This window comes from Sorangium sp. So ce119 (assembly GCF_051524405.1).
Taxonomy (GTDB): domain Bacteria; phylum Myxococcota_A; class Polyangia; order Polyangiales; family Polyangiaceae; genus Sorangium; species Sorangium cellulosum_G.
The window spans coordinates 7,114,218-7,134,212 of sequence record NZ_CP150310.1; the positions used below are offsets into that span (position 1 = coordinate 7,114,218).

The following is a 19,995-nucleotide window of genomic DNA, read 5'->3' on the forward strand; positions in this document are numbered from 1 at the left end:
GCGCGTGAGCGGTGGTGTCGCTCACCGCGCGCTCTCCGGTCGACGTCTCGACGGTCAGGAGTCCGTCTCGCGCGACGCATCCATCCGCTCGGCGCTCCGGCGGATGACCTCGGTGAGGTCGTATGTCTTGCGCTGCGCCAGGCAGAACCTGAGCCCCTCCCGGAGGCTGCGCATCGGGCTCAGCTCGTCGAGCGAGACGCCGATCGTCACGAGCGTGCCCGCGACGTGACCGCCCAGCCCGGTGAGGATGCAGCGCGCGCCGAGGAGTTGCACGGCCTGGGCCAGCTTGATGAGGTGCTGGGCGGTCATCGTGTCGACGACGGTCACGCCGGTGAGGTCGAGGATCACCCACTCGACGTCGCTGTCGTCCGCGACGCGCGCGAGGAGCCGCTCGGTGACCTCGACGGCCCGCACCGAGTCGAACAGCCCGACGAGCGGGAGCGTGAGGATGCCGTGCCAGATGTCGATGATCGGCACCGAGAGCTCCCGGATCGCGCGCTCCTGGCGCTGGATCGTCTCGAGCTGGCTCTCGAGCTCGCGCTTGGAGGCGGCGAGCGCGGCGAGCGCCTGGGTGTTCTGCTGCGTGGCCTCGGAGAGCTCGGAGAGGAAGACGCGCAGCGCCTCCTCGACCACCCCGAAGGAGTCCTGCTCGACACCATCGAGGAGCTTCAAGGCGACCTCGATCTCTCCCGCGGACGCGAGCGCAACCGCGTTGATGACGCGCTGCATTCGGCGCTCCTCGAAGGAGATCATCTTCTCGGGTTCTTGCATGGGCTCCTGTGCAATCTCACAGATAGCCTATCTCCGGCGCGGCAGGAAGGTGACCTCTCGGCGCAGGGCGGGTCGCGCTCAGTCGGCCGAGCGAGCGCAGCGGAAGCCGGTCGAGACGTCGCCTGCCTCGCGATCGAACGCCAGCCGGTACGTCGATCGGGCGGAGCTCGCCGAGAAGTCCCACGAGCCGCCGCGGAGCACGCCCTTGCTGCCGGTCGCCGGGACGAGCGGGTCGGTCCGGGCGCCCTTCGCGTAAACGCCAGGGTCCCAGCCGTCGGCCACCCACTCCCAGACGTTGCCCGCCATGTCGAGCGCGCCCGAGGGGCTCGCCCCCGCCTTCGCCGAGCCGACGGCCTGCGTGCCGCGCCCGCCGCAGGCCTGCGCGGGGGACCGCGACACGACGGCCTGCGCGCACCCCGGCGGGTCGTTGCCCCACGGGAACTCGCGGCCGTCGGCGCCGCGCGCGGCGTACTCCCACTCGGCCTCCGTCGGGAGCCGCTTGCCGACGAACGCGCAGTACGCCGCCGCTTGCGCCTGATCGACGCACGAGACCGGGTGCTGCGCCTTCGCGGGGTCGGCCGCGGAGCAGAGCGCGCCGCGCTGCGCGACGTCGGCGTCTGTCGCGCGGGGGCCGTGCAGGCCGCTCGGCGTGCACCGGCCCGCCTCGACGCAGCGCTGGTACGCGGCGACCGTCACCTCGGTGCGATCGAGGTCGAACGCGCGGGTGAGCGTCACCTCGTGCGGCGGCCGCTCGGATTTGCCCCCCTTGGCGCTGCCCATCGTGAACCGGCCGGCCGGCACCCGGATCATGTCGGGCGAGGGCGATGGCTTGACCGGCGGCGCGGTCAGGCCGTCGCGCGCGCGCGGCGGCGGCGCGGCTTCCCGGGCGCGGGGCCGGACGAGCGCGACGGCGATCGCGACGGCGGCCAGCGCGGCCGCCGAGCCGAGCGCAAGCAGCAGGCGCCGCCGCGGAGCGCCTGGGGCGGCCGCGGGCGCGGCCGGGGGCGGCGCCGGATGCGACGCGGCCGGGGGCGCGGCGCTCGCGGTGAGGCCGCGCATCGTGGTGAGGGACGGCGCGGGCCCGGGCAGCGCGCCGGCGGCTGTCGACATCGCAGCCGGCGCGCGCGCCGTGCCCGCCAGGCCCAGCGCGGCGGCGTCCGCGGCCGCGTGCGCCGCGCCGCCGGCCGCGTGCGCGGCGCCCGTGGCCGCGTGCGCCGTGCCCGCGACGCCCGGTGCTCCTCCATCAGGCGCCGCGCCGCCCGGCGGATCGCCCGCTGCGAGCGCTCCGGCTTCTGCAGACGCGGCCGTCGCCATCGCGGCCTCGAGCGCTGCCCAGAGCTCGCCCGCCGTGCGGTAGCGCTCGCGCGGGTCGACCGCGAGCGCGCGGCGCACCACCGCCTCGACGGCCTCGGGCGCGGTCGTGCCCGCGGCGCGCAGGCTCGGGCGGAACGCCGGATCGGTCGCGGCGATGTAAAGCTGCGTGAGGTCGCTCCCGAGCAGGGCGCGGTTGCCCGACGCGACCTCGATGAGCACGAGGGCGAGCGCGAAGACGTCGGTCCACGGCCCTGTCGCGCCGAAGCGGTGGTGGAACTGCTCCGGCGCGCCGTAATGCACCGTGAAGGCCCGGAGCGTGCTCCCCGTCTGGGCCATCGCCTGCGTCATGCTCGAGAGCTCGCTGAGCACCTTGGCGATGCCGAAGTCGAGGACCTTCATCGTCGGCCGGCCGCCGATCTCCGCGAGGAACAGGTTGGCCGGCTTGACGTCGCGGTGGGCGACGCCCTGCGCGTGCGCGGCCTCGAGCGCGTGCGCCGCGGGCGCGAGCAGGGCGACCGCCTCGGCGAGCGGCCGCGCCGCCTCGCCGCGGGCGCGCCGCTCGGCGATGTCGCGGTCGAGCGGCGCGCCGTCGAGCCACTCGAGCACGAGGTACGGCGTCCACTCGCCCGACGGCGAGACGGCGGCGCCCGCGTCGAGCGCCTGCACGATGCCGGCGTTCGCCCGCGAGAGGCGGTGGAGGAGCCTGCCCTCGTTGAGGAGCATCCGCTGGAACGACTCGCGCTCGGCCGGGGCGAGATTACTGAGCAACTTCAAGCACTTGACCGCGACGGGCTCGTCGAGGCCGAGGTGATGACCGCGGTAGACGACGCCGAATCCCCCCTCCCCGATCACGGCGTCGAGCCGGTACTTGCCGCCGATCGTCGCGCCCACCCAGCCGAAGGGATCCGAAGGTGCCATGCTCGCGGCGCGAGTCTACACCGCCGGCCTCGCCCGGAGATCGCGCGGAGGTCGGCGCGCGCGCCGAGCTGCTCCCCGAGCTCACCGCTCCCGCGCGTCGAACCCGCCCGGGCTCAGCGCCTTCTCGAAGAACGCGCACAGCTCCTCGTGACGCGCGCGCGCGTCCGCGCGGCCGATCTCGATGAGCCTCCCGGCGAACTCCCCGTCGAACAGCAGATACGACAGGAAGTCCGCCTCGCGCCGCTCGTCCCCCTCGGCGAGGCGGCGCATCACCCGGCCGAGCACGCTCGTGGTCCGCGCGCGGAACGCCGGCGACCTCACGAACTCCGCCGCCAGGCTGCCGATGTCCTTGGAAGCGCGGATGAGCAGCGACCGGAGCGGCCGGAGCGCGCGCCCCGGCGGGAGCCCGAGCTCGTCGTTCAGCTCGTCGACGAAGCCCTCGCCATAGCGGCGCCGCCCCGCCTCGAGGATCCCGTTGATGCTCTCGAGGCGCGCCAGGTCGTTGTCGATCCGGTCGAGCATCAGCGCGTTCAGCGTCTTTCCGAGCAGGAACAGGGGCCCCGGGGAGCCCGGCGCCTCGCGATCGGCCGTGGACGAGGCGGGCTCGATGTACCGCGGATTCACGACGATCACGCCGTCGGCCCCGAGGCGCCGCGCCGGCGACAGCGGGACGTTCTGGCGCAGACCGCCGTCGCAGTAGAGCTCGCCGTCGATGCTCACCGGGCGGAACAGGATCGGGACCGCGGACGAGGCGAGCGCGTGCTGGGCGCGGAGCGCCGTGGCGCGCGGGGCGATCGTCGGATCGTGGCTCCAGGGCGGCAGCCCGGGCTCGCGGCGATGGACGAAGACGACCGTGCGGCCGCACTTCACCAGGGTCGTCGACACAGTCACCGCCGACAGGAGGCCCCGATCGAGGTGCTCGTCGATCCGCTCGAACGGCACGGCCTCCGCGATCTGCCGCTCGAGGCCCGAGGTGTCGAGCAGCGCGGTGCGGGCGCCGCTCGCGGGCGCGCTCGCGGCCCCGCCGCGGAGCAGATCGTGGCCGACCGCGAGCACGCCGCGCACGTCGAGCCGCACGAGATCGTCGATCCGCAGGCGCGTCCACACCGCGGCGAGCCGCCGGGCGCGGCTGCGCGACTCGTCCGCGAACGCCGCGAGGCCGCAGACGTTGATGGCGCCGACCGAGGTGCCGCACAGGATGTCGAGCGGCACGTCGCGGCCGATGTCGCGAGCGACCTCCTCGAGGATGTGCTGCACGACGCCGACCTCGTAGGCGCCGCGGGCAGCGCCGCCGGCGAGCACGAGCGCGATCTTGGGGGCGCGGCCGTTCCGGGTCGAAGCGGGCGGAAGGTTGGCCATGCTCGCAGAGTACCATGGTCGCGATCGCCAGAGCGGCCCTGAAGCGCGCTCGCCGCGTCGCGCGGCCGCGGCGCCATGCTACATCCCCGGAGCGCGCGGGCACGGAGGCGCCCGATGACGGCAATCTACCTGGTCCTCGCCTACCTCCTCGGAGCGATCCCGACAGGCTACCTCTTTGCGCGGTTCGTCAAAGGGATCGACATCCGCGCGGTGGGCTCGGGGAACATCGGCGCCACCAATGTCCTGCGCGCCTTCGGCTGGAAGCCCGGCCTGGCCGTCCTCGCCGCGGACATGGCGAAGGGCGCGCTCGTGGCCGGGCCCCTCGCGTCGTGGCTCACCGCCGCGCCGGGCGGGTGGGTCGCGGCGGCCGGCGGCCTCACCGCCGTGCTGGGGCACGACTACACGGTGTTCCTCGGCCTGCGGGGCGGCAAGGGCGTCGCGACGTCCTGCGGCGTGCTGCTCGTGCTGGCGCCGCGGTCCACGCTCGCCGCGCTGGCCGTCTTCGCGGTCGTCGTGCGGGTGACCCGCATGGTCTCCGCCGGCTCGCTCGCCGGCGCGCTCGCGCTGCCGCTCTTCCTCTGGCTCCTCGGCGAGCGGCGCGCCCCCGTGCTCTGCCTCTCGCTCCTCCTCGGGGCGTTCATCTGGCTGAAGCACACCCCGAACATCCGGCGGATGCTCGCCGGGACCGAGAGCACGATCTCCTTCGGCAGGCGCCCCGACGACGGCGCGAGCGCCGGCGCGCCGGGCGACCGCGAGCGGCGCTGATCCCGGCCCGCGCGCGGCGCCCGGCTACTTGGTGATCCCCTTCGCGTAGAGCAGCGCGCCGTTCTTGTCGATGAACTCGTAGAGCAGCGAGTCGCCCTCGAACCGCAGGTAGGCAAAGCCCTCGATCGCGTCCGTGTAGAAGAGCTGCCGCGGGTCGGCCGGGACGGAGAACGCCGGTCGGGTCTTCGAGCCGGCGCCGCTGATGGCGAAATAGGTGTTCGGGCAGTCCACGTCGCGCCCCTTGTCGATGAGCTCGAGGTTGTGATCATGGCCAGCCATGTACATGTCGGCCCCGCAGTAGATCGCCCGCTGCATGGTGTACATCCCGGAGTTCCCGAACGTGTCGTTGTCGTGGAAGTGATCTCCCGACGTGTAGCGTGGGTGATGGCCGAAGACGATCTTCCACGTGGCGTCCGAGGCGGCGACCCGCGCGCTCATGTCGTCCGCTTGATCGTTGGAGGTGAAGTCGACCGTATCGATCCCGAAGAGATGGACGTGGCGAATGCGAACATCGTAGTACGAAGCGGGCATGTGCCACTTGTCGCTCATCCGCTTGCCCTGCCCGACGCCCACGGGCAGCTGCGAGTAGTCGATCTGCGCCTGCCGCACGCCGCTGCTGCTCGGGCCGTGGTCGTGGTTGCCGAGCACCGCGTAGAACGGCAGTCCGTTCAGGCCCGGTCGGTCGTAGGGCTGCTCGAACTTCGGTCCCCACTGGGCATCGCTGGTGTCGGTCACGCCGTGAGAATAGAAGTTGTCGCCGTTCATGATCACGGCGTGACAGCCTCCGACCTCGATGCACTTCTCGCTCATCCGGTCGGCGACCTGGTGCTGCGCGAGGTTGCCCTCGCCGGTGTCGCCGATGGCGATGATCCTGACCACGCGGAGCTCCGTGTCCGCGGCGCCGCTCACGCTGCCCGCGCTCGGGCCGCTGATCTCGATGCCCGCGTCCGCGGCGCCGACCACGCTGCCCGCGCCCGGGCCGCCGACCTCGATGCCCGCGTCCGCGGCGCCGCTCACGCTGCCTGCGCCCACGCCGCCGGCCGCCGCGCTGCCACCGCCCGTCCTGCCCTCGGCGGCGCTCCCGCTGCCCTGGCTCTCGCCGCCGCCCGCTCCGGCCGGCGCGCCGCCTCCATGGCTCGCCTTGCTGTCCGCTGTGCCGCAGCTCGCGCCGCCGGTCGCCGCCGCCAGCGCGAGGAGGAGGGCCACGACAGACCCAGGCGCGACGGGGGGCGGACCTACCGCACGAAGAGGCTTCATCGGACGCGCATTCTATCCCCGATGGCGCCTCCCGGCGGCCCTCCCCTGCCCGACCTGCTCGCCGCCGCCGATGCCGGTTTCTCTTGACACCTCGTGGAGCCCCACGTATCGAAGTTGAACATCACTTTCAATATCAACAACGGAGCCCACGTGAGCCGAACCATACCCCCTGCCCCGAGCCCGTCCTGCGGCGCCGCGCTCGCCGCCGCGCGGCCTCGCGCCCCGCGCCGCTCGGAGGGCGTATGAGCTCCAGGACCGTCCCCAGGGACGCGGTGCTCTCGCTCGTCGGGCGCGCCGCGGCGCGCGTGCGGTTCCCCGATCTCGGCTTCGCCGACCCGTGGGCCGAGGCGATGCTGGCCACGCTCGACGTCGATCCGGAGGGCTTCGACGACCGCGCGCTCCGGACCACGGCGGTGCGCACCATGGTCGTCGACGGGCTCGTCCGGCACTACTTCGAGCGGAACCCGGACGGCCTCGCCATCGCGCTCGACGCCGGGCTCTGCACACGCTTCTCGCGCGTCGACAACGGGAGGCTCCGCTGGGTGGACATCGATCCACCGCACGTGGCCGAGTTTAAGTGCGCGCACCGCCTGTGGCAGACGTCGGACCGCCACGCGATCGCGAGGAGCTGCTCGATCGCCTGCACGGGCTGGATGGATTGCCTCCGCGGCGCGGGCGACGTGCCAACGCTCCTCATCGCCGAGGGCGCGCTGGAGCGGCAGCCACCCGGGCTCGTCGACGCCTTCTTCACGCGCGCCTCCGCGCGCCTCGCGAGGGGCACCGAGCTCATCCTCGTTCACGAGGCGCACCCGCCGCTGCGGACGCCGCCGCGGCTGCGCGCGTGCCTGGAGATCCCGGCGGCGGACGGCGCCGTGGCGCGCTATCCGCGGCTGCGGCCGATCGGCGACGGCGAGGTGACGCCGGCGCTGGAGCGCGCGCTGCGCGGCGTGAACAGGGTGTCTCGCCTGCTCCGCGGCGAGCGCGCGTCGTCGATCCTCCACCTGCGCTTCGAATGAGCGCCGCCGCGGACGCGAGCGGCTCAGTACACGCGGAACTGACCGCTGAGCGTCAGCAGCGACAGCAGGTGGAGCAGCCCCGGGTAGTAGCGCGGCGTCCCGGTCGACGGCGGCATCGACCACGCCGCCTCGATGTACGCGGCGCGATCTTCGTTCTCCGCGACGAGGCCCGTGACGCCGTTCATGAAGATGAGCGCCGCCTCACGGCTCATCGGGACGGTGGAGGCCTCGCCCTCGAGCGTGTACGCCCCGCCATAGTCGTCGATGCCCTGCTCCGAGAAGAACGCCAGCAGCCGGTCCGCCTCCTCCACCTGCCACGGGTCGACCCCGAACCAGACGTGGTCGAGCGCCATGTTCAGCGGCGTGCGGTAGGCCTGCGACCCGAAGTCGTCCGACCCGGGCAACGGGGTGCCGTCGAAGTCGGCGCGCACCGGCATGAGCCCGGTGCGCGGGTGGGCGACCTGCTTCCAGTACGCGCGCGCGCTCGCCGCGGCCTCGGACCAGAACGGGTCCCCCGTGGCCTGCGCCCAGAGCTCGTAATACGCGGGCATCTCGATGGAGGGACGGGTGGTGTTCGCCGCCGCGACGTGCGGAATGTCGAAGACGAGCTTCGTCTCCGCGTCGAACATGTTCGTCACGCCGGAGACGACGCCCCCGTTCTGCTCCTCCTTGTTCCGCATCACATCGAACAGGGCGAGCGCGTCCGCACCGTAATCGATGCTCCCCGTGTCGCTCCCCCACCGGCCATGAGCGAAGAGCAGCGCCATCGCGATCTGCTGCTGGCCAAACGGGTCGACGCAGGGCGCCTTGCCGCTGGGGATGTCGCACCACGACCGGAGATAGCCCTCGTTGGGCCCAGTCGTGTACCGGAGCTCCGTCCTGGCGTACTGCCAGAGCCGGTCGAACTCGTAGCGCTTGTCGAGCTCGACCGTGATGATCATCGCGAAGCCGATGCCCTCGGTGCGCACATCCATGTGCAGGACATCGTAGATGAAGGCCTGATCGGTGGTGCCGAGCACCGGGTAGTAGATCGCCTCCGTGTACGGATCGCCGTAGAAGAGCTGGTTGAACCTGTCCTCGAGCTTCTCCGCGATCTCCTCGTCCGTCTTGCCGAGCACGTCGCGGAGCACGTTGGGGTACGCCTCCGGGCCGGTCAGCGGGCGGAGATCGTCGCTGCTCAGGCCACCTTCGCCGCCGCCGGTGCCGCCCGCGCCCCCGGTGCTGCCCGTGCCGCCGGTGCTGCCCGCACCGCCGGTGTTGTCCGCACCGCCGGTGGTGCCGGCGCCGCCGAGCCAGTCCACCGTCGTCACGCACGCCGGCAGCGCGCAGAGCGCCGCACACGCACAGCCGATGCGGGACGCTCCGAGGAGCCGGCGGAGGGGAACGGGGCAGCGCATGACCCGAAGCTTAATCGTTTACATAGCGCCGGACCCGGGAGGCAAGCACGCTGTTCGGGTGCCGGCGTAGAAACGCCTCGGCGCGCTGCGCTGCGGCGGCGGTCCGGCCGCTCTTCGCGAGTGCGTCAATCCGCAAGACCTCGGCCTCGAGGCTCAGCCGGCCCCGCGGATGCTCCCGCGTGTAAGCGTCCAGCAGCGAGAGTGCGCCCTGTGCGTTCCCGCTGGAGAGCGTCGAGCGCGCCGCGTCGAGGGCATTGAGCTCGGCCTGGAGGGCGGCGCTCTCCGCGCTCGCCGCGGTCGCCTTCGCGCCGGGCTTCGTGGCGGCTGCGGCGCGGGGGCTGCGCGCCGGCGTCGGGGCGGCGGTCTGCTCCGCGGCGACCTCCACGGGCGCCGGCGCCGCTTGCGGCATCGCCCTCGCGATCGGGCCCGGGAGCGATCCGGCGAAGCGGTCGACAGCGGCGGGCGGCGGCGCCTGAGTCCCGCGCCAGGCGAGGTACCCGGCGGGGATCCCGGCCAGCGCGCCCACCGTCGAGAGCGCGATCAGGATCTTGGTCCAGCCGAGCTTCGCGACGACGGGCGACGACGCCGCAGCGGTCCCCGCCGCGGAGAGCGCCGCGGGCGCAGCGGCGCTCGACAGCGCAGCCGCGCCGGCGAGCCCCAGGGCGGCCAGCGTCTTGGCGCGCGTCTCCGAGGACGTGGGATAGGAAGTGCCGGCGCTGAGCAGCGCGCGCTCGAGCGGGCTGTCGCTCTCTTCCAGCAGGCGACGTGGTTCGGTCATCGTCTCACCTCGCTCGTCGTGACGAGCTCGAGCGCGCGTACGCGCTCGCGAAAATCTGCCCTGGCCCTCCGAAGCCGCGAGGCCACGGTGCCCTGTGGGATCCCGATCACACCGGCGATCTCCACCATGCTCATCTCCTCGAACTCGTACAGCACGAACACCGTCCGCAGATCCGGCTCCATCTGGTCGAGGACCTGGTCTAGCATCTGTCGGGCTCGCTTCTGGCTCGTGAGCTGCTCCGGTGTCGCTGCGTCCACCACCTCCGGCGGCTCGGCCGCCGGGACCTCTCGCCGGCGCGCCGCGCTCCGTCGGGCGTGGGCGGCCACGTTGAGCGCCGTCTGGAGCAGAAAACTCTTCTCCGCGCCCGGTCGCACGTCATCCAGCCGCTGGGCGGCGGCAATGAAGGTGCGCTGCACCGCATCATCGATCTCGGCGGCGGGGGTGCCCGCGTTGCGGAGCACCCGGCCGATGAAATCGACATGAGCGTCGACCATCCGCCGCAGACGCGCATCTCGCTGGCTCACGCGCGCGGCCGATGGTGCCTTGTCCGCCGGATCCGTGTCAGGCAAAGCCACCGCCGTCATCACCCCGACGCCCATGCTTACGCTCACCACGAGGCAAGGCATGACATCGGGAAACAGGAGTTCTTCGTGAAAAATGACCAGTCAAGGCAAGACCGGCGCAGGTGCCGCGGGTCGTAAGGGGCAGCGCGCTTGCGGCCCAGCGTCGGGGTGCCGTCCATGATGCGCTATGATTCCCGCCGCGCGTCAAAGTGATCACCAGAAGCCCGGCTCAGAAGGTGTGCACGATCCCGACGCTCGCGAGCGGCGAAATCACAGGGGTTTCGGCGATCGTCTCCGCCGGAGACCCGATGGTGAAACGACGACGAAACAGCGGCACGGCGAGGCCCGCCTCGACCTCCAGGGCCGTGCTCTCGCCGAGCGATAACGCGGCGCGCGCGAGGCCTCCGGCGCTCCACCACGATCGCGCGGCGGACTCCGGGCTGGTGATCCCCTGTCCAGTCGCCGCGAGCCAGCCGCCGGACGCCGTGATGCACGGCGCCGCGCTGACGGCGTGGGCGATCTCCCAGCGCAGCGGGCATGCGGTGAGCGTGGCAGACGTCCACTGGACAGATGCTCGGTCGGCGCCCGGGAGCAGGTCATTGCGGGCGTGGATCAGCGACAGGCCGAAGGAAGGGCTCAGCGCGCCGCCGGTGCGCTGGGTCAACCGGGCGACGAGCGCGCCGCCGAGGTTCACGCCGGGCGAGACGACCTGCGTCAAGAGGACCTGTGCGCCGAGCTCGAGCCGGAACGGCGGCCGCTCCGGCTCCGGCGCGACGACAGCGGGCGGCGGCGCCGGCCGCACGACGGGCGGCGGCGGCGCCGGCGCGGGCGGCGGCTCCGTCTCCGCGGCCACCTTGTCGAGCGCGAGCGCCGCGGTGAACGACAGCGCCTGGACCACGGTGTCGCACGAGGTGCCTTCGACGGTCCGGGTGTCGGTCGCGCCGCGCTCGTGGATCACACGCAGCTCGCCGCGGATGCGGGACCCGACGCGCCGCAGCCGGACGCGGACCTCCCAGCCTTCCTCGCCTTCCGCGGCCCGCTGCACGCGCTCCGACCGGGCGTGGATGCCCTCGTAAAGCTGCTCCGCCGTCGAGCAATCCGGCGGGGCGTCGAAGTCGACACGAATGGGGATCGGCGCCGGCGTCGCGGCGGCCGAGGACCAACCGAGGACGACGAGCTCGATGAACGAGATGCCGCCACCGGAAGCCACGGGCGGAAGGTGCCACGAACCGTCCGCGCGCCGCCAGACGCACGTGCATCGTCCCGCCCGTGGCGGTGTAAAAATCGTTCGCCGGCGCGCTGCGCGGGAGGTGCGCTGTGAGCTACCTCATCGCGCACGGCCCGCCGAGGTCATGTCCGGGAATCTTCCAGCCGGGCGAGCACCTCGCGGAGCGATCCGAGCTGCGCGTCGGCGCCGGTGAAGTCCGACCGCGCGGTGAGCGGCGACGGGACCACCCAGCACGTCAGGCCTGCCGCCTTGGCCGAGCGGAGCCCGCGCTCGGAGTCCTCGATCACGAGGACGTCGCGCGCGGCGAGCCCCAGCCGCTCGCGAGCGACCGTGTACGGCTCGGGATCCGGCTTGGCGCGCGCGTACTGCTCGCGCGTGAGCGCGAACTCGAACCACTGCAGGAGGCCGGTGGTCGCGTGCGCGCGGTGGAAGGGCTCGGGCTTGCTGCTCGTGACGATGGCCATGCGGAAGCGCGCGGCGAGCGCCGCGACGACCTCGCGCGCGCCTGGCAGCAAGGTGTCTCCGCCCGCGATGAGCTCGAGGTACCGGCGATCCCTCGCGTCGGCCAGCGACCGCAGCCCCGCCTCGTCGACGCCGCGAGCGCCGGCGAGGTGCCAGGCGCCGCGCGCCTCGACGAGGAAGAGCTGGCGATAGTCCTCGACGGTGAGCTCGACCCCGACCGACGCGATCGTCTCGCGGGTGGCCTGGAAGTAGAGCCCTTCGGTGTCGACGAGGACGCCGTCGTTGTCCCAGAGGATGGCCTTGAACACGCCGCGCGTTCGTAGCGTCGCCCTTCCATGCCGGCAAGCGCGCGCGGCGCCGGGGGCGCTACGCGTCGAGCCACCGCCGCTCCTCGAGGAGGCGCTCGCGGGCGAGGACGAACGCGGGGACGACGAAGGCGCCCGTGACGGCGACGAGGATCGGCGGGATCACGAGGAAGATCAGGCCCGGGACGCAGCTCACGAGCGTCGCGTAGCCGAGCGCGCGCAGGGCGCCCGGAGGCGGGGCCCCGGCGAGGACGCGCGTCGGCGCCTCGTGGAGCGTCCGCGCGTAGCGGAAGGCCAGGTACGCGACGACGACGTGCACGTGGCCCACGATGGCCAGGCTCAGGCAAATCCAGCCGTCGAAGCCCTCGAACAGCGCGCTCCACGGGAGGGACCAGCCGCTGACGAGGCAGTAGACAACGAGGTGCAGCGTGAGCGGCGCGAGCACCGCGAAGCCGGCGAGCGGGAGCGCGACGCTGCGGCGCTCCTCCGCGTCGATCATGCCGCGCACGCGCGCCTCGGGCGCGGAGGCCTCGAGCCTCGCGCGATCGGCGTGCACGTCGCCGCTGCGCTCGACCTCGCGGGAGAGCGCGCGGCGGAGCCGCCCGACGGCGAGCTTGCGACCGGCGGCGTACGCGAGCGCGGCCATCACCCACGCGGCGAGCAGCGCCGCCGTGGCGACGCCCTCGCGGAGGATGCCGAGGACAGGCCCGGCGCTCCCCGCCGCGGCCATGACGACGAGGAGGGCGCCGCCCAGGGCGGCCTGGCCGGCCAGGGACCGGGCGACGCGGCGGACATAGATGCGACCGAGGCGCCCCTGGATCGCCTCGACCCGCTCGCGGTGGCGCGCGAGCAGCGACTCGATATGCAAACGGGCGACGTCCTCATCGTTCCGGTACGTGGCTCTCATGACGGGTTCCCTCTGGGCCCGGTGAACGCCGGCGGACAGCGGCGGCTCTCGGTGCCCTTCGTCCGGCCTGTCGAGCAAGCCCGGTGCCCGCGCGAAGAGCCGTGTTTTCGAGCGCTTTCCGGGAGCCTGGGCCCCGCCGGCGCCCAGCCGGTGGGCGGTCGATGTCCACGCCGTGGACAGCCGTCGATCGTCGCGCGGCCGCGCATGCCCGGGGCAGCCAGCGGCCACGCTGAAGGCCGCGCTCCCCTGCTCGCGGGCAGCCGAGCGAGCTCGGAAAACCATCGACGGCGCAGTACAAAGTTCGTGACCTCGCCGCTGGAGGCGGTGGTAGCCTCGCTCGAGGTGGAGTTTCACCAACGCATCCACCAAGGCGGTGCTCCCATGGGTGACAAATCTCCGAAGGCCAAAGAGCGACAGAAGAAGCAGGACACGGCGGACAAGAACCAGAAGAAGGCAGCCGCGACCGCCAAGGCGTCGCCTGCTCCGCCCGCGCCCGCGAAGAAGGGCAAGTAGCCCGGCGCTGACGGCGCCGCGCGCGGCGCGTCTCCCGTCTTCCTGGCGCGGCGGCCTCGCGCTAAGAGGCCCCAGCCGTGCGCCCCACGCTCCTCCACACCGTCGCGCCGCCGCTCGCCGCGCTCGTTCTCCTGCTGGCGCTCTGGGAGGTGCTCGCCCGCGCCCTGAGCATCCCCGCCTACCTCCTGCCGCCCCCCTCGGACGTGGCGCGCGCGGGCGCGGGCGACGCCGCCACCCTGCTCGCCGGCGCGCTCACGACGGCGAAGGCCGCGCTCGCCGGCTTCTGCCTCAGCGCCGCGGTCGGCGTGCTCGCGGCCATCGCGCTCGCCTCGTCGCGGCCGCTCGAGCGGGCGCTGTATCCCTATACCGTCTTCCTGCAGACCGTCCCGATCGTCGCCATCGCCCCGCTGCTCGTGCTCTGGTGCGGCCCCGGCCTGCGCGCGGTCGCTGTCTCGGCGTTCATCGTCTCGGTGTTCCCGGTCATCGCGAACACGCTGACCGGCCTGCGCTCCGTCGAGCCCGCGCTGCGCGACCTCTTCCGGCTCTACGGCGCCCGCCGCCTCGCCACGCTCCGCAAGCTCGAGCTGCCGTCGGCGCTCCCGCACATCGTGACCGGGCTCCGGATCGCGGCGGGCCTCGCCGTCATCGGCGCCATCGTCGGGGAGTTCGTCGCCGGCTTCTCGGAGGACGCCGCCGGCCTCGGCATCCTGGTCCTCTCGGCGTACCGCCAGCTTCGCACCGATCTGCTGTTCGCCGCCGTGCTGCTCGCCTCCGGGCTCGGCCTCGCGCTGTTCGGCGCCGTCGACCTCGCCGGCAAGCGGCTCTTGCGGCGCTGGCATCCTTCGGAGATCAATCGCTGATGCACTCCCCCGACAGTCGCCGGCTGTTCCTCCAGCGCCTCGCCTCGCTCGTCGCCGTCCCCCTCCTCGCCCCGGCCTGCTCGCGCTCGCAGGCGCCCGAGGGCGACGGGCGCTCATCGGCCGCCTCCGCGCCAGGGAGCGCGCCGGCCGCCGCCGCGCCGGGGAGCGCGCCGGCCGCGCCTGCCGAGGGCGCGCCGGCCGCGAAGGTGAAGCTCGCCCTCAACTGGGTCCCGGAGCCCGAGTTCGGCGGGTTCTACGCCGCGCGCGAGGCGGGCGCGTTCGCGAAGGAGGGGCTCGACGTCGAGATCCTCGGCGGCGGCGCCGGCGTGCCGGTCGTCCAGATGGTGGCCGGCGGGCAGGTCGATTTCGGCATCTCCGGCGCCGACGAGGTGCTCACCGCGCGCGCCCGCGGGGCGGACGTGCTCCCCCTGTTCGCCGTGTTCCAGACCTCGCCGCAGGCCATCATGACCCACGAGAGCCGCGGCGCGAAGGGCATCGCCGACGTGCTCAAGGCAGGCACGCTCGCCATCGAGCCGGGGCTGCCCTACGCCGCGTACCTCAAGAAGAAGTACGGGTTCGACAAGGTGAAGGTCGTGCCGTACGACGGCGGCGTCGCGCGCTTCGTCGCGGACAAGGACTTCTCGCAGCAGTGCTTCATCACCGCCGAGCCGATCGCGGCGAGGCGCAAGGGCAGCGATCCCGCCACGTTCCTCGTGGCCTCCGAGGGGTTCAACCCGTACGTGGTGGTGGTGATCACGCGCGCGGCGCTCTGGAAGGAGAACCCGGAGCGGGTCCGCGCGTTCGTCCGCGCCACGCGGGAGGGTTGGCGCGCGTACCTCCATGATCCGGCCCGGGCCAACGCGGTCATGGCCAAGCTCAACACGTCGATGGACGCGGAGACCTTCGTCGCCGCGGCGGAGGCGCAGCGGCCGCTCATCGAGACCCCGGAGGTGAAGGAGAAGGGCCTCGGCGCGATGACCCGCGAGCGCTGGGAGACGCTCGCCAAGCAGCTCGTGGATCTCGGCGTGCTCGAGAAGGTGCCGCCGATCGACGACCTGCTCGTCGCCGCGGGCTGATCGAGGCGGCAGGCGGACGGGGCGCGAGCGCGGGCGAGGGATCCCGTCGCGCGAATTCGTCTAGAATGCAGCCCGCGCCGTCGCGCGCCCACGGCGCTGCCGCGCCACAACGCAAGGAAAAGCGCCTTCATGGCTTTCACGCATCGACCTCGGGCCAGCCGGCTCCCGTTCGTCTCGCTGCCCATCGCGGCGGCGTACGTGGCTGCCGCCGTCGCCGGCGCCCTCGCCGCCGGCGCGTGCGGCGAGGAGTTCAGGGCGCGCCCGCCCGGCATGACGTCGACGAGCTCGAGCACCGGCGGCGGCAGCGGCGGGAGCGGCGGCAGCGGCGGCGGCGACGGCGGCGACGGCGGCGGCGGCGGCGACGGGTGCCCGGGCGACGAGGTGACGTGCGACGGGGCGTGCGTCGACGTGAGGACGGACGCGGAGCACTGCGGCTCGTGCGACGTCGCCTGCTCGACCTTCGGCGGCACGCCGAGCTGCGTCGAGGGCGTCTGCCAGTCGCCGGCGTGCGAGGAGAACCGCGGCAACTGCGACAAGGGCCCCGAGAACGGCTGCGAGGTGGACCTCCTCACGAGCACCGCGCACTGCGGGAGCTGCGACAAGCCGTGCAGCGGCCAGTGCGTGCAGGGCGCGTGCGTCGTGCCGAAGCACATCGCGGCGGGCACGGACTACACGTGCGCGGTGCTCAGCGACGGCACGGTCTGGTGCTGGGGCAGGAATACCTGGGGCAACCTCGGCGACGGCACGCTCCAGCAGGATCGGCCGATCCCCCGGCAGGTCGTCGGCCTCGGCGGCGCCGCCGACCGGGTCGCCGCGAGCCTCTCGTCGGCGCGCACGCACACGTGCGCGGTGCTGACGGACGGCGCGGTGGCGTGCTGGGGCGCAGGCAACAGCGGGCAGCTCGGCGACGACGAGGCGATGAACGCCCTCTCCCCGGTGCGCGCGAGGGACCTCACGGGCGCGACCCAGGTCGCCGTCGGCGGGACCCACACGTGCGCCGTGACCACGTCGCACGATCTCTGGTGCTGGGGCGAGGGCAGCTCCGGCCAGCTCGGGTACGGCGAAGAGGCCGATCTGTTCGTGCCCGCCGTGATCCTGGACGACGTGGCCTCGGTGAGCGCCGGGCTCTCGCACACCTGCGCGGGCATGATCGAGCGGATGGGCCAGCGCACGATGAGCTGCTGGGGCCACAACCAGGACGGCCAGCTCGGGGTCGGCGGCTTCCAGCCGAAGACCACCCCGACGGCCGTGGTGGGCCTCACCAGCGTCTCGCTGACGGCGGCGGGCGCCCTGCACACCTGCGCGGCGCCGGCGCAGGGCGTGGCGTCCTGCTGGGGCAAGGGGGCGCAGTACCGCCTCGGGACAGGCGTCGTGAACACCGAGGCGGTGCCGCGGCAGATCCCCGAGCTCGTGGACGTGCGCTGGCTCGCGCTCGGCGCGCGGCACTCCGGCGCGGTGCTGGCCAGCGGCGAGGCGCTCCTGTGGGGCGACAACGCGAAGGGGCAGCTCGGCACCGGGACGCAGGACACCGGCTTCACCCCGCAGCCGATCGGGCTGACCGACGTCGTGGAGCTGGCGCTCGGCGACGACCATGGCTGCGCGCTGAAGCGCACCGGCGAGATGCTCTGCTGGGGCGACAACAAGAACGGCGAGCTGGGCAACGGGACGATCGAGCCGCGGCTCGTGCCGACGCCCGTCGCCTGGCCGGCGCGGCCGTAGGCGTCCCCTCGACCGCGCCCCGCGAGGGCCATGTCACAAGCAGGGCGGCCCTCTCGTCTTGTCGCCGAGCCCCGATCGCCGGGGCGGGAGGCACTCATGGACGAGAGGAAGCAGGGCGGACCGGGGGGCCCCGGGCGCGCCCGGGTCGTGGTGATCGGCGGCGGATACGCGGGCGTGGCGGCGGCGCTGCGGATCGCCGGCAAGGCGGCGCGCCGGCGCGTGCCGGTCTCGGTCGCGCTGGTGAACCCGTCGCCGCTCTTCGTCGAGCGGATCCGGCTGCACGAGCTCGCCGCCGGCAGGGCGCCGCGCCGGATCGAGCTCGCGCGGCTCCTCGGGGCGCGGGGGATCGAGCTCGTGGTCGGCCGGACCCGCAGGATCGACGCGGCGGCGCGGGCGGTCGAGGTGGAGCTCGCCGTCGAGGGCGCCGCGGCGGCGGACGACGCAGCGGCGCCGGCGCGGCGGCTCGACTACGACGCGCTCCTGTATGCGCCCGGCAGCGCCGCGGCGCCGGAGGTCGTCCCCGGCGGCGGCGAGCACGCGCTCTCGGTGGCGGACGCCGCGAGCGCGCGCGCGCTGCGCGACCGCCTGCGCGCCGCGCGCCCCGGCGGCAGCGTCGTCGTGGTCGGCGGCGGGCTCACCGCGATCGAGGCAGCGGCGGAGATCGCCGAGGCGTTCCCCGCGCTGCGCGTCGCGCTCGCGACGCGCGGGCGCGTCGGCGAGGGGCTGTCCGAGCGCGGGCGCGCGTACGTCGCCCAGGCGCTCCGCGAGCTCGGCGTCGCGACGGTCGAGCGCGCGCGCGCGACCCGGGTCGACGCGAGCGGCCTCCTCGTCGCCCGCGAGGACGGCGCGGCGGCCGCGCCCGGCGCCGGGGCGGCCGAGCGGCAGGCCCTGCCCGAGCGCCTCGCCGCCGACATCGTCGTCCTCGCCGCGGGCTTCCGGCCGGCGGCGCTCGCCGGGAGCTCCGGGCTCGCCACCGTCGCCGGAGGGCGGCTCGCCGTCGACGGGCGGCTCCGCGCGCCCGCGCACCCGGAGATCTGGGGCGCCGGCGACGCCGCGGCCGCGCTCGACGGCGACGGCGCGCCGCTGCGCATGGGGTGCGCCACCGCGCTGCCGCAGGCGGCGTACGCGGCGGACAGCATCGTCGCCGCGCTCGCCGGCGACGAGCCGCCGACGCCGTTCCGCTTCGCGTTTGCCATCCAGTGCATCAGCCTCGGCCGGCGGCGCGGGCTCATCCAGCGGGTCGACCCGATGGACCGGCCGCTCGAGCGCGTGCTCACCGGCCGCGCGGGCGCGTGGGCCAAGGAGCTCGTCTGCCGCTTCACGATCGCGGTGCTCCGCTTCGAGCAGCTCCGCCCCCACCGCCGCGGCGCGCCCGGGCAGGCGCCGACGCGGCAGGGCGCCCTCGACCCCGCGGGCGGCGAGCGGCTCGCGCCCGGTGCGGCGACATGAGCGTGGCGGCGGGGGTGAGCGCCGCGTGCTTCACGGCGCACCGGCGCTCGCTGTTCGGCCTCGCCTACCGGATGCTCGGCAGCGCGGCCGAGGCCGAGGACGTGGTCCAGGAGGCCTACCTGCGCGCGCGCGCCGCCGGGGAGGCGCCCGAGGCGCCGGCGGCGTACCTCGCGACGATCGTGACGCGCCTCTGCCTCGACGTGCTGAAGTCGGCGCGCGCGCGGCGCGAGGCGTACGTGGGGCCGTGGCTCCCGGAGCCCGTGCCGACCGGCGATCTGGTCGACGGCGAGGGGGCCGCGGCGGAGTACGCGGACGCGCTCGGCGGCGCGGAGAGCCCGGCGGCGCGCATGGACAGGGTCGAGTCGATCTCGATGGCGTTCCTCGTGGTGCTCGAGAGCCTGTCGCCGCTCGAGCGGGCCGCGCTGATCTTGCGCGACGTGTTCGACTGGGAGTTCGACGCCATCGCGGCGGCGCTCGTCCGCTCGCCCGCGGCCTGCCGGCAGCTCGTGCACCGGGCGCGCGAGCACGTGGCCGCGCGCCAGCCGCGGTTCCGCGCGACCGAGGCCGAGCGACGGCGTCTGTTCGAGGCGTTCCTCGAGGCCGCGGCGCGCGGCGACGCCGGCGCGCTCGCCGCGATGCTCGCCGAGGGCGCGAGCGTGACCCCCGACGCCGGCGGCAAGGCCAGCGCGGCGCGCCGGGTGCTGAGCGGCCGCGATCGCGTCACGCGCTACGTCATCGGCCTCTGGCAGAAGGGCGCCGGCGCGACCACCCAGGTCGCGTCGGTCAACGGCGGACCAGCCCTCCTCGTCTACGAGGGGGCGCGGCTCGCGACCGCGATCGGCCTGGACGTCTCGCCCGCCGGCGTCGACGCCATCTGGATCATGCGCAATCCCGACAAGCTGGCCAGGCTCGCGGCGGCGCTCCCGCTCCTCCCGATCTCCTGACCGCCGACGCGCGCCTGATCGCGCCGGCCCGCCGCGCGCATCGGCGCGTCGCAGGGGCCGCTCGGCGACATGGCATCGCGCGCGCGAGCTCACGCCGGTGCGGCGCGCCGAGCCGCGCCGCGCGATATGCACCGCTCCACGCGCGCTTCAATGACAATCGATGACAGGGCGACACCCGCCTGCACCACGCGACTGTCAACCGTCAACTGTCAACTGTCAACTGTCAACAACTGAGCAACAAGCGCGCCATCGCGCGATCCAACAGCGCCCCAGCCGCGCAACGACACGCGATCCGACAAGGACGCAGGCTCGCAACCAGGCGATAGGACAACGCAATTCTCGAGCACGAACCGCGCGCGCCGACTCCCTCGTAAGGATTTAAGGAGCCAGGGAG

18 protein-coding genes are annotated in these 19,995 nt (G+C 74.0%); 8 read left to right on the forward strand and 10 right to left on the reverse strand.

Features of this window, described 5'->3' with window-relative positions:
* Positions 1–54 precede the first annotated feature (54 nt).
* From WME76_RS26700 to WME76_RS26710, 3 genes are all read right to left on the reverse strand, one after another.
* Positions 55–771, reverse strand: coding sequence for an STAS domain-containing protein (locus tag WME76_RS26700; RefSeq protein ID WP_437955103.1), 717 nt, complete (start codon positions 769–771; stop codon positions 55–57).
* A 78-nt stretch (positions 772–849) separates the two neighbouring features.
* A complete protein-coding gene (locus WME76_RS26705; RefSeq protein ID WP_437955104.1) occupies positions 850–3,003 on the reverse strand; it encodes a bifunctional serine/threonine-protein kinase/formylglycine-generating enzyme family protein in 2,154 nt (717 codons plus the stop codon).
* 81 nt (positions 3,004–3,084) lie between these two features.
* Positions 3,085–4,362, reverse strand: coding sequence for a patatin-like phospholipase family protein (locus WME76_RS26710; protein WP_437955105.1), 1,278 nt, complete (start codon positions 4,360–4,362; stop codon positions 3,085–3,087).
* Positions 4,363–4,476: 114 nt separating this feature from the next.
* Here WME76_RS26710 and plsY point away from each other — a divergent pair, with 114 nt between their 5' ends.
* Positions 4,477–5,127, forward strand: coding sequence for a glycerol-3-phosphate 1-O-acyltransferase PlsY (plsY, locus tag WME76_RS26715; RefSeq protein ID WP_437955106.1), 651 nt, complete (start codon positions 4,477–4,479; stop codon positions 5,125–5,127).
* Positions 5,128–5,151: 24 nt separating this feature from the next.
* Here plsY and WME76_RS26720 read toward each other — a convergent pair whose 3' ends face one another.
* Positions 5,152–6,384 carry a purple acid phosphatase family protein gene (locus tag WME76_RS26720; RefSeq protein ID WP_437955107.1) on the reverse strand — a complete coding sequence of 411 codons (1,233 nt, stop codon included), beginning with the start codon at positions 6,382–6,384 and terminating at the stop codon, positions 5,152–5,154.
* A gap of 242 nt (positions 6,385–6,626) precedes the next feature.
* Here WME76_RS26720 and WME76_RS26725 point away from each other — a divergent pair, with 242 nt between their 5' ends.
* Positions 6,627–7,400, forward strand: a complete 774-nt coding sequence (locus WME76_RS26725; RefSeq protein WP_437955108.1) for a class I SAM-dependent methyltransferase — start codon at positions 6,627–6,629, stop codon at positions 7,398–7,400.
* Positions 7,401–7,423: 23 nt separating this feature from the next.
* Here WME76_RS26725 and WME76_RS26730 read toward each other — a convergent pair whose 3' ends face one another.
* From WME76_RS26730 to WME76_RS26755, 6 genes are all read right to left on the reverse strand, one after another.
* On the reverse strand, positions 7,424–8,797 hold the full coding sequence (locus tag WME76_RS26730; protein WP_437955109.1) for a glycosyl hydrolase family 8: 1,374 nt from the start codon (positions 8,795–8,797) through the stop codon (positions 7,424–7,426).
* Positions 8,798–8,807: 10 nt separating this feature from the next.
* Positions 8,808–9,575 carry a hypothetical protein gene (locus tag WME76_RS26735; RefSeq protein ID WP_437955110.1) on the reverse strand — a complete coding sequence of 256 codons (768 nt, stop codon included), beginning with the start codon at positions 9,573–9,575 and terminating at the stop codon, positions 8,808–8,810.
* A complete protein-coding gene (locus WME76_RS26740; RefSeq protein WP_437955111.1) occupies positions 9,572–10,069 on the reverse strand; it encodes an RNA polymerase sigma factor in 498 nt (165 codons plus the stop codon). Before WME76_RS26740 ends, WME76_RS26735 begins: the two co-directional genes overlap by 4 nt.
* A 298-nt stretch (positions 10,070–10,367) precedes the next feature.
* Positions 10,368–11,348 (reverse strand): hypothetical protein, encoded by a 981-nt coding sequence (locus tag WME76_RS26745; RefSeq protein WP_437955112.1) that lies wholly within the window; start codon positions 11,346–11,348, stop codon positions 10,368–10,370.
* A 140-nt stretch (positions 11,349–11,488) separates the two neighbouring features.
* Positions 11,489–12,136 (reverse strand): HAD family hydrolase, encoded by a 648-nt coding sequence (locus WME76_RS26750; RefSeq protein ID WP_437955113.1) that lies wholly within the window; start codon positions 12,134–12,136, stop codon positions 11,489–11,491.
* Positions 12,137–12,194: 58 nt separating this feature from the next.
* Positions 12,195–13,040, reverse strand: a complete 846-nt coding sequence (locus WME76_RS26755; RefSeq protein WP_437955114.1) for a hypothetical protein — start codon at positions 13,038–13,040, stop codon at positions 12,195–12,197.
* A 381-nt stretch (positions 13,041–13,421) separates the two neighbouring features.
* On the opposite strand from WME76_RS26755, the gene WME76_RS26760 reads away from it, so the two are divergent.
* The 6 genes from WME76_RS26760 (at position 13,422) to sigJ (ending at position 19,601) form a co-directional block, all read left to right on the forward strand.
* Complete coding sequence (locus WME76_RS26760) at positions 13,422–13,553, forward strand: hypothetical protein (RefSeq protein ID WP_437955115.1); 132 nt, start codon at positions 13,422–13,424, stop codon at positions 13,551–13,553.
* A 77-nt stretch (positions 13,554–13,630) separates the two neighbouring features.
* Complete coding sequence (locus WME76_RS26765; protein WP_061616837.1) at positions 13,631–14,413, forward strand: ABC transporter permease; 783 nt, start codon at positions 13,631–13,633, stop codon at positions 14,411–14,413.
* Positions 14,413–15,489, forward strand: a complete 1,077-nt coding sequence (locus WME76_RS26770; protein WP_437955116.1) for an ABC transporter substrate-binding protein — start codon at positions 14,413–14,415, stop codon at positions 15,487–15,489. The genes WME76_RS26765 and WME76_RS26770 overlap by 1 nt, the downstream gene beginning before the upstream one ends.
* A 129-nt stretch (positions 15,490–15,618) precedes the next feature.
* Entirely contained in the window at positions 15,619–17,208 is a 1,590-nt protein-coding gene (locus tag WME76_RS26775) for a hypothetical protein (RefSeq protein ID WP_437955117.1), read from the forward strand.
* A gap of 96 nt (positions 17,209–17,304) precedes the next feature.
* Positions 17,305–18,657 (forward strand): FAD-dependent oxidoreductase, encoded by a 1,353-nt coding sequence (locus WME76_RS26780; RefSeq protein ID WP_437955118.1) that lies wholly within the window; start codon positions 17,305–17,307, stop codon positions 18,655–18,657.
* Positions 18,654–19,601: an RNA polymerase sigma factor SigJ gene (sigJ, locus tag WME76_RS26785; RefSeq protein WP_437955119.1), complete on the forward strand. Its 948-nt coding sequence runs from the start codon at positions 18,654–18,656 to the stop codon at positions 19,599–19,601. The genes WME76_RS26780 and sigJ overlap by 4 nt, the downstream gene beginning before the upstream one ends.
* Positions 19,602–19,995: the final 394 nt, after the last annotated feature.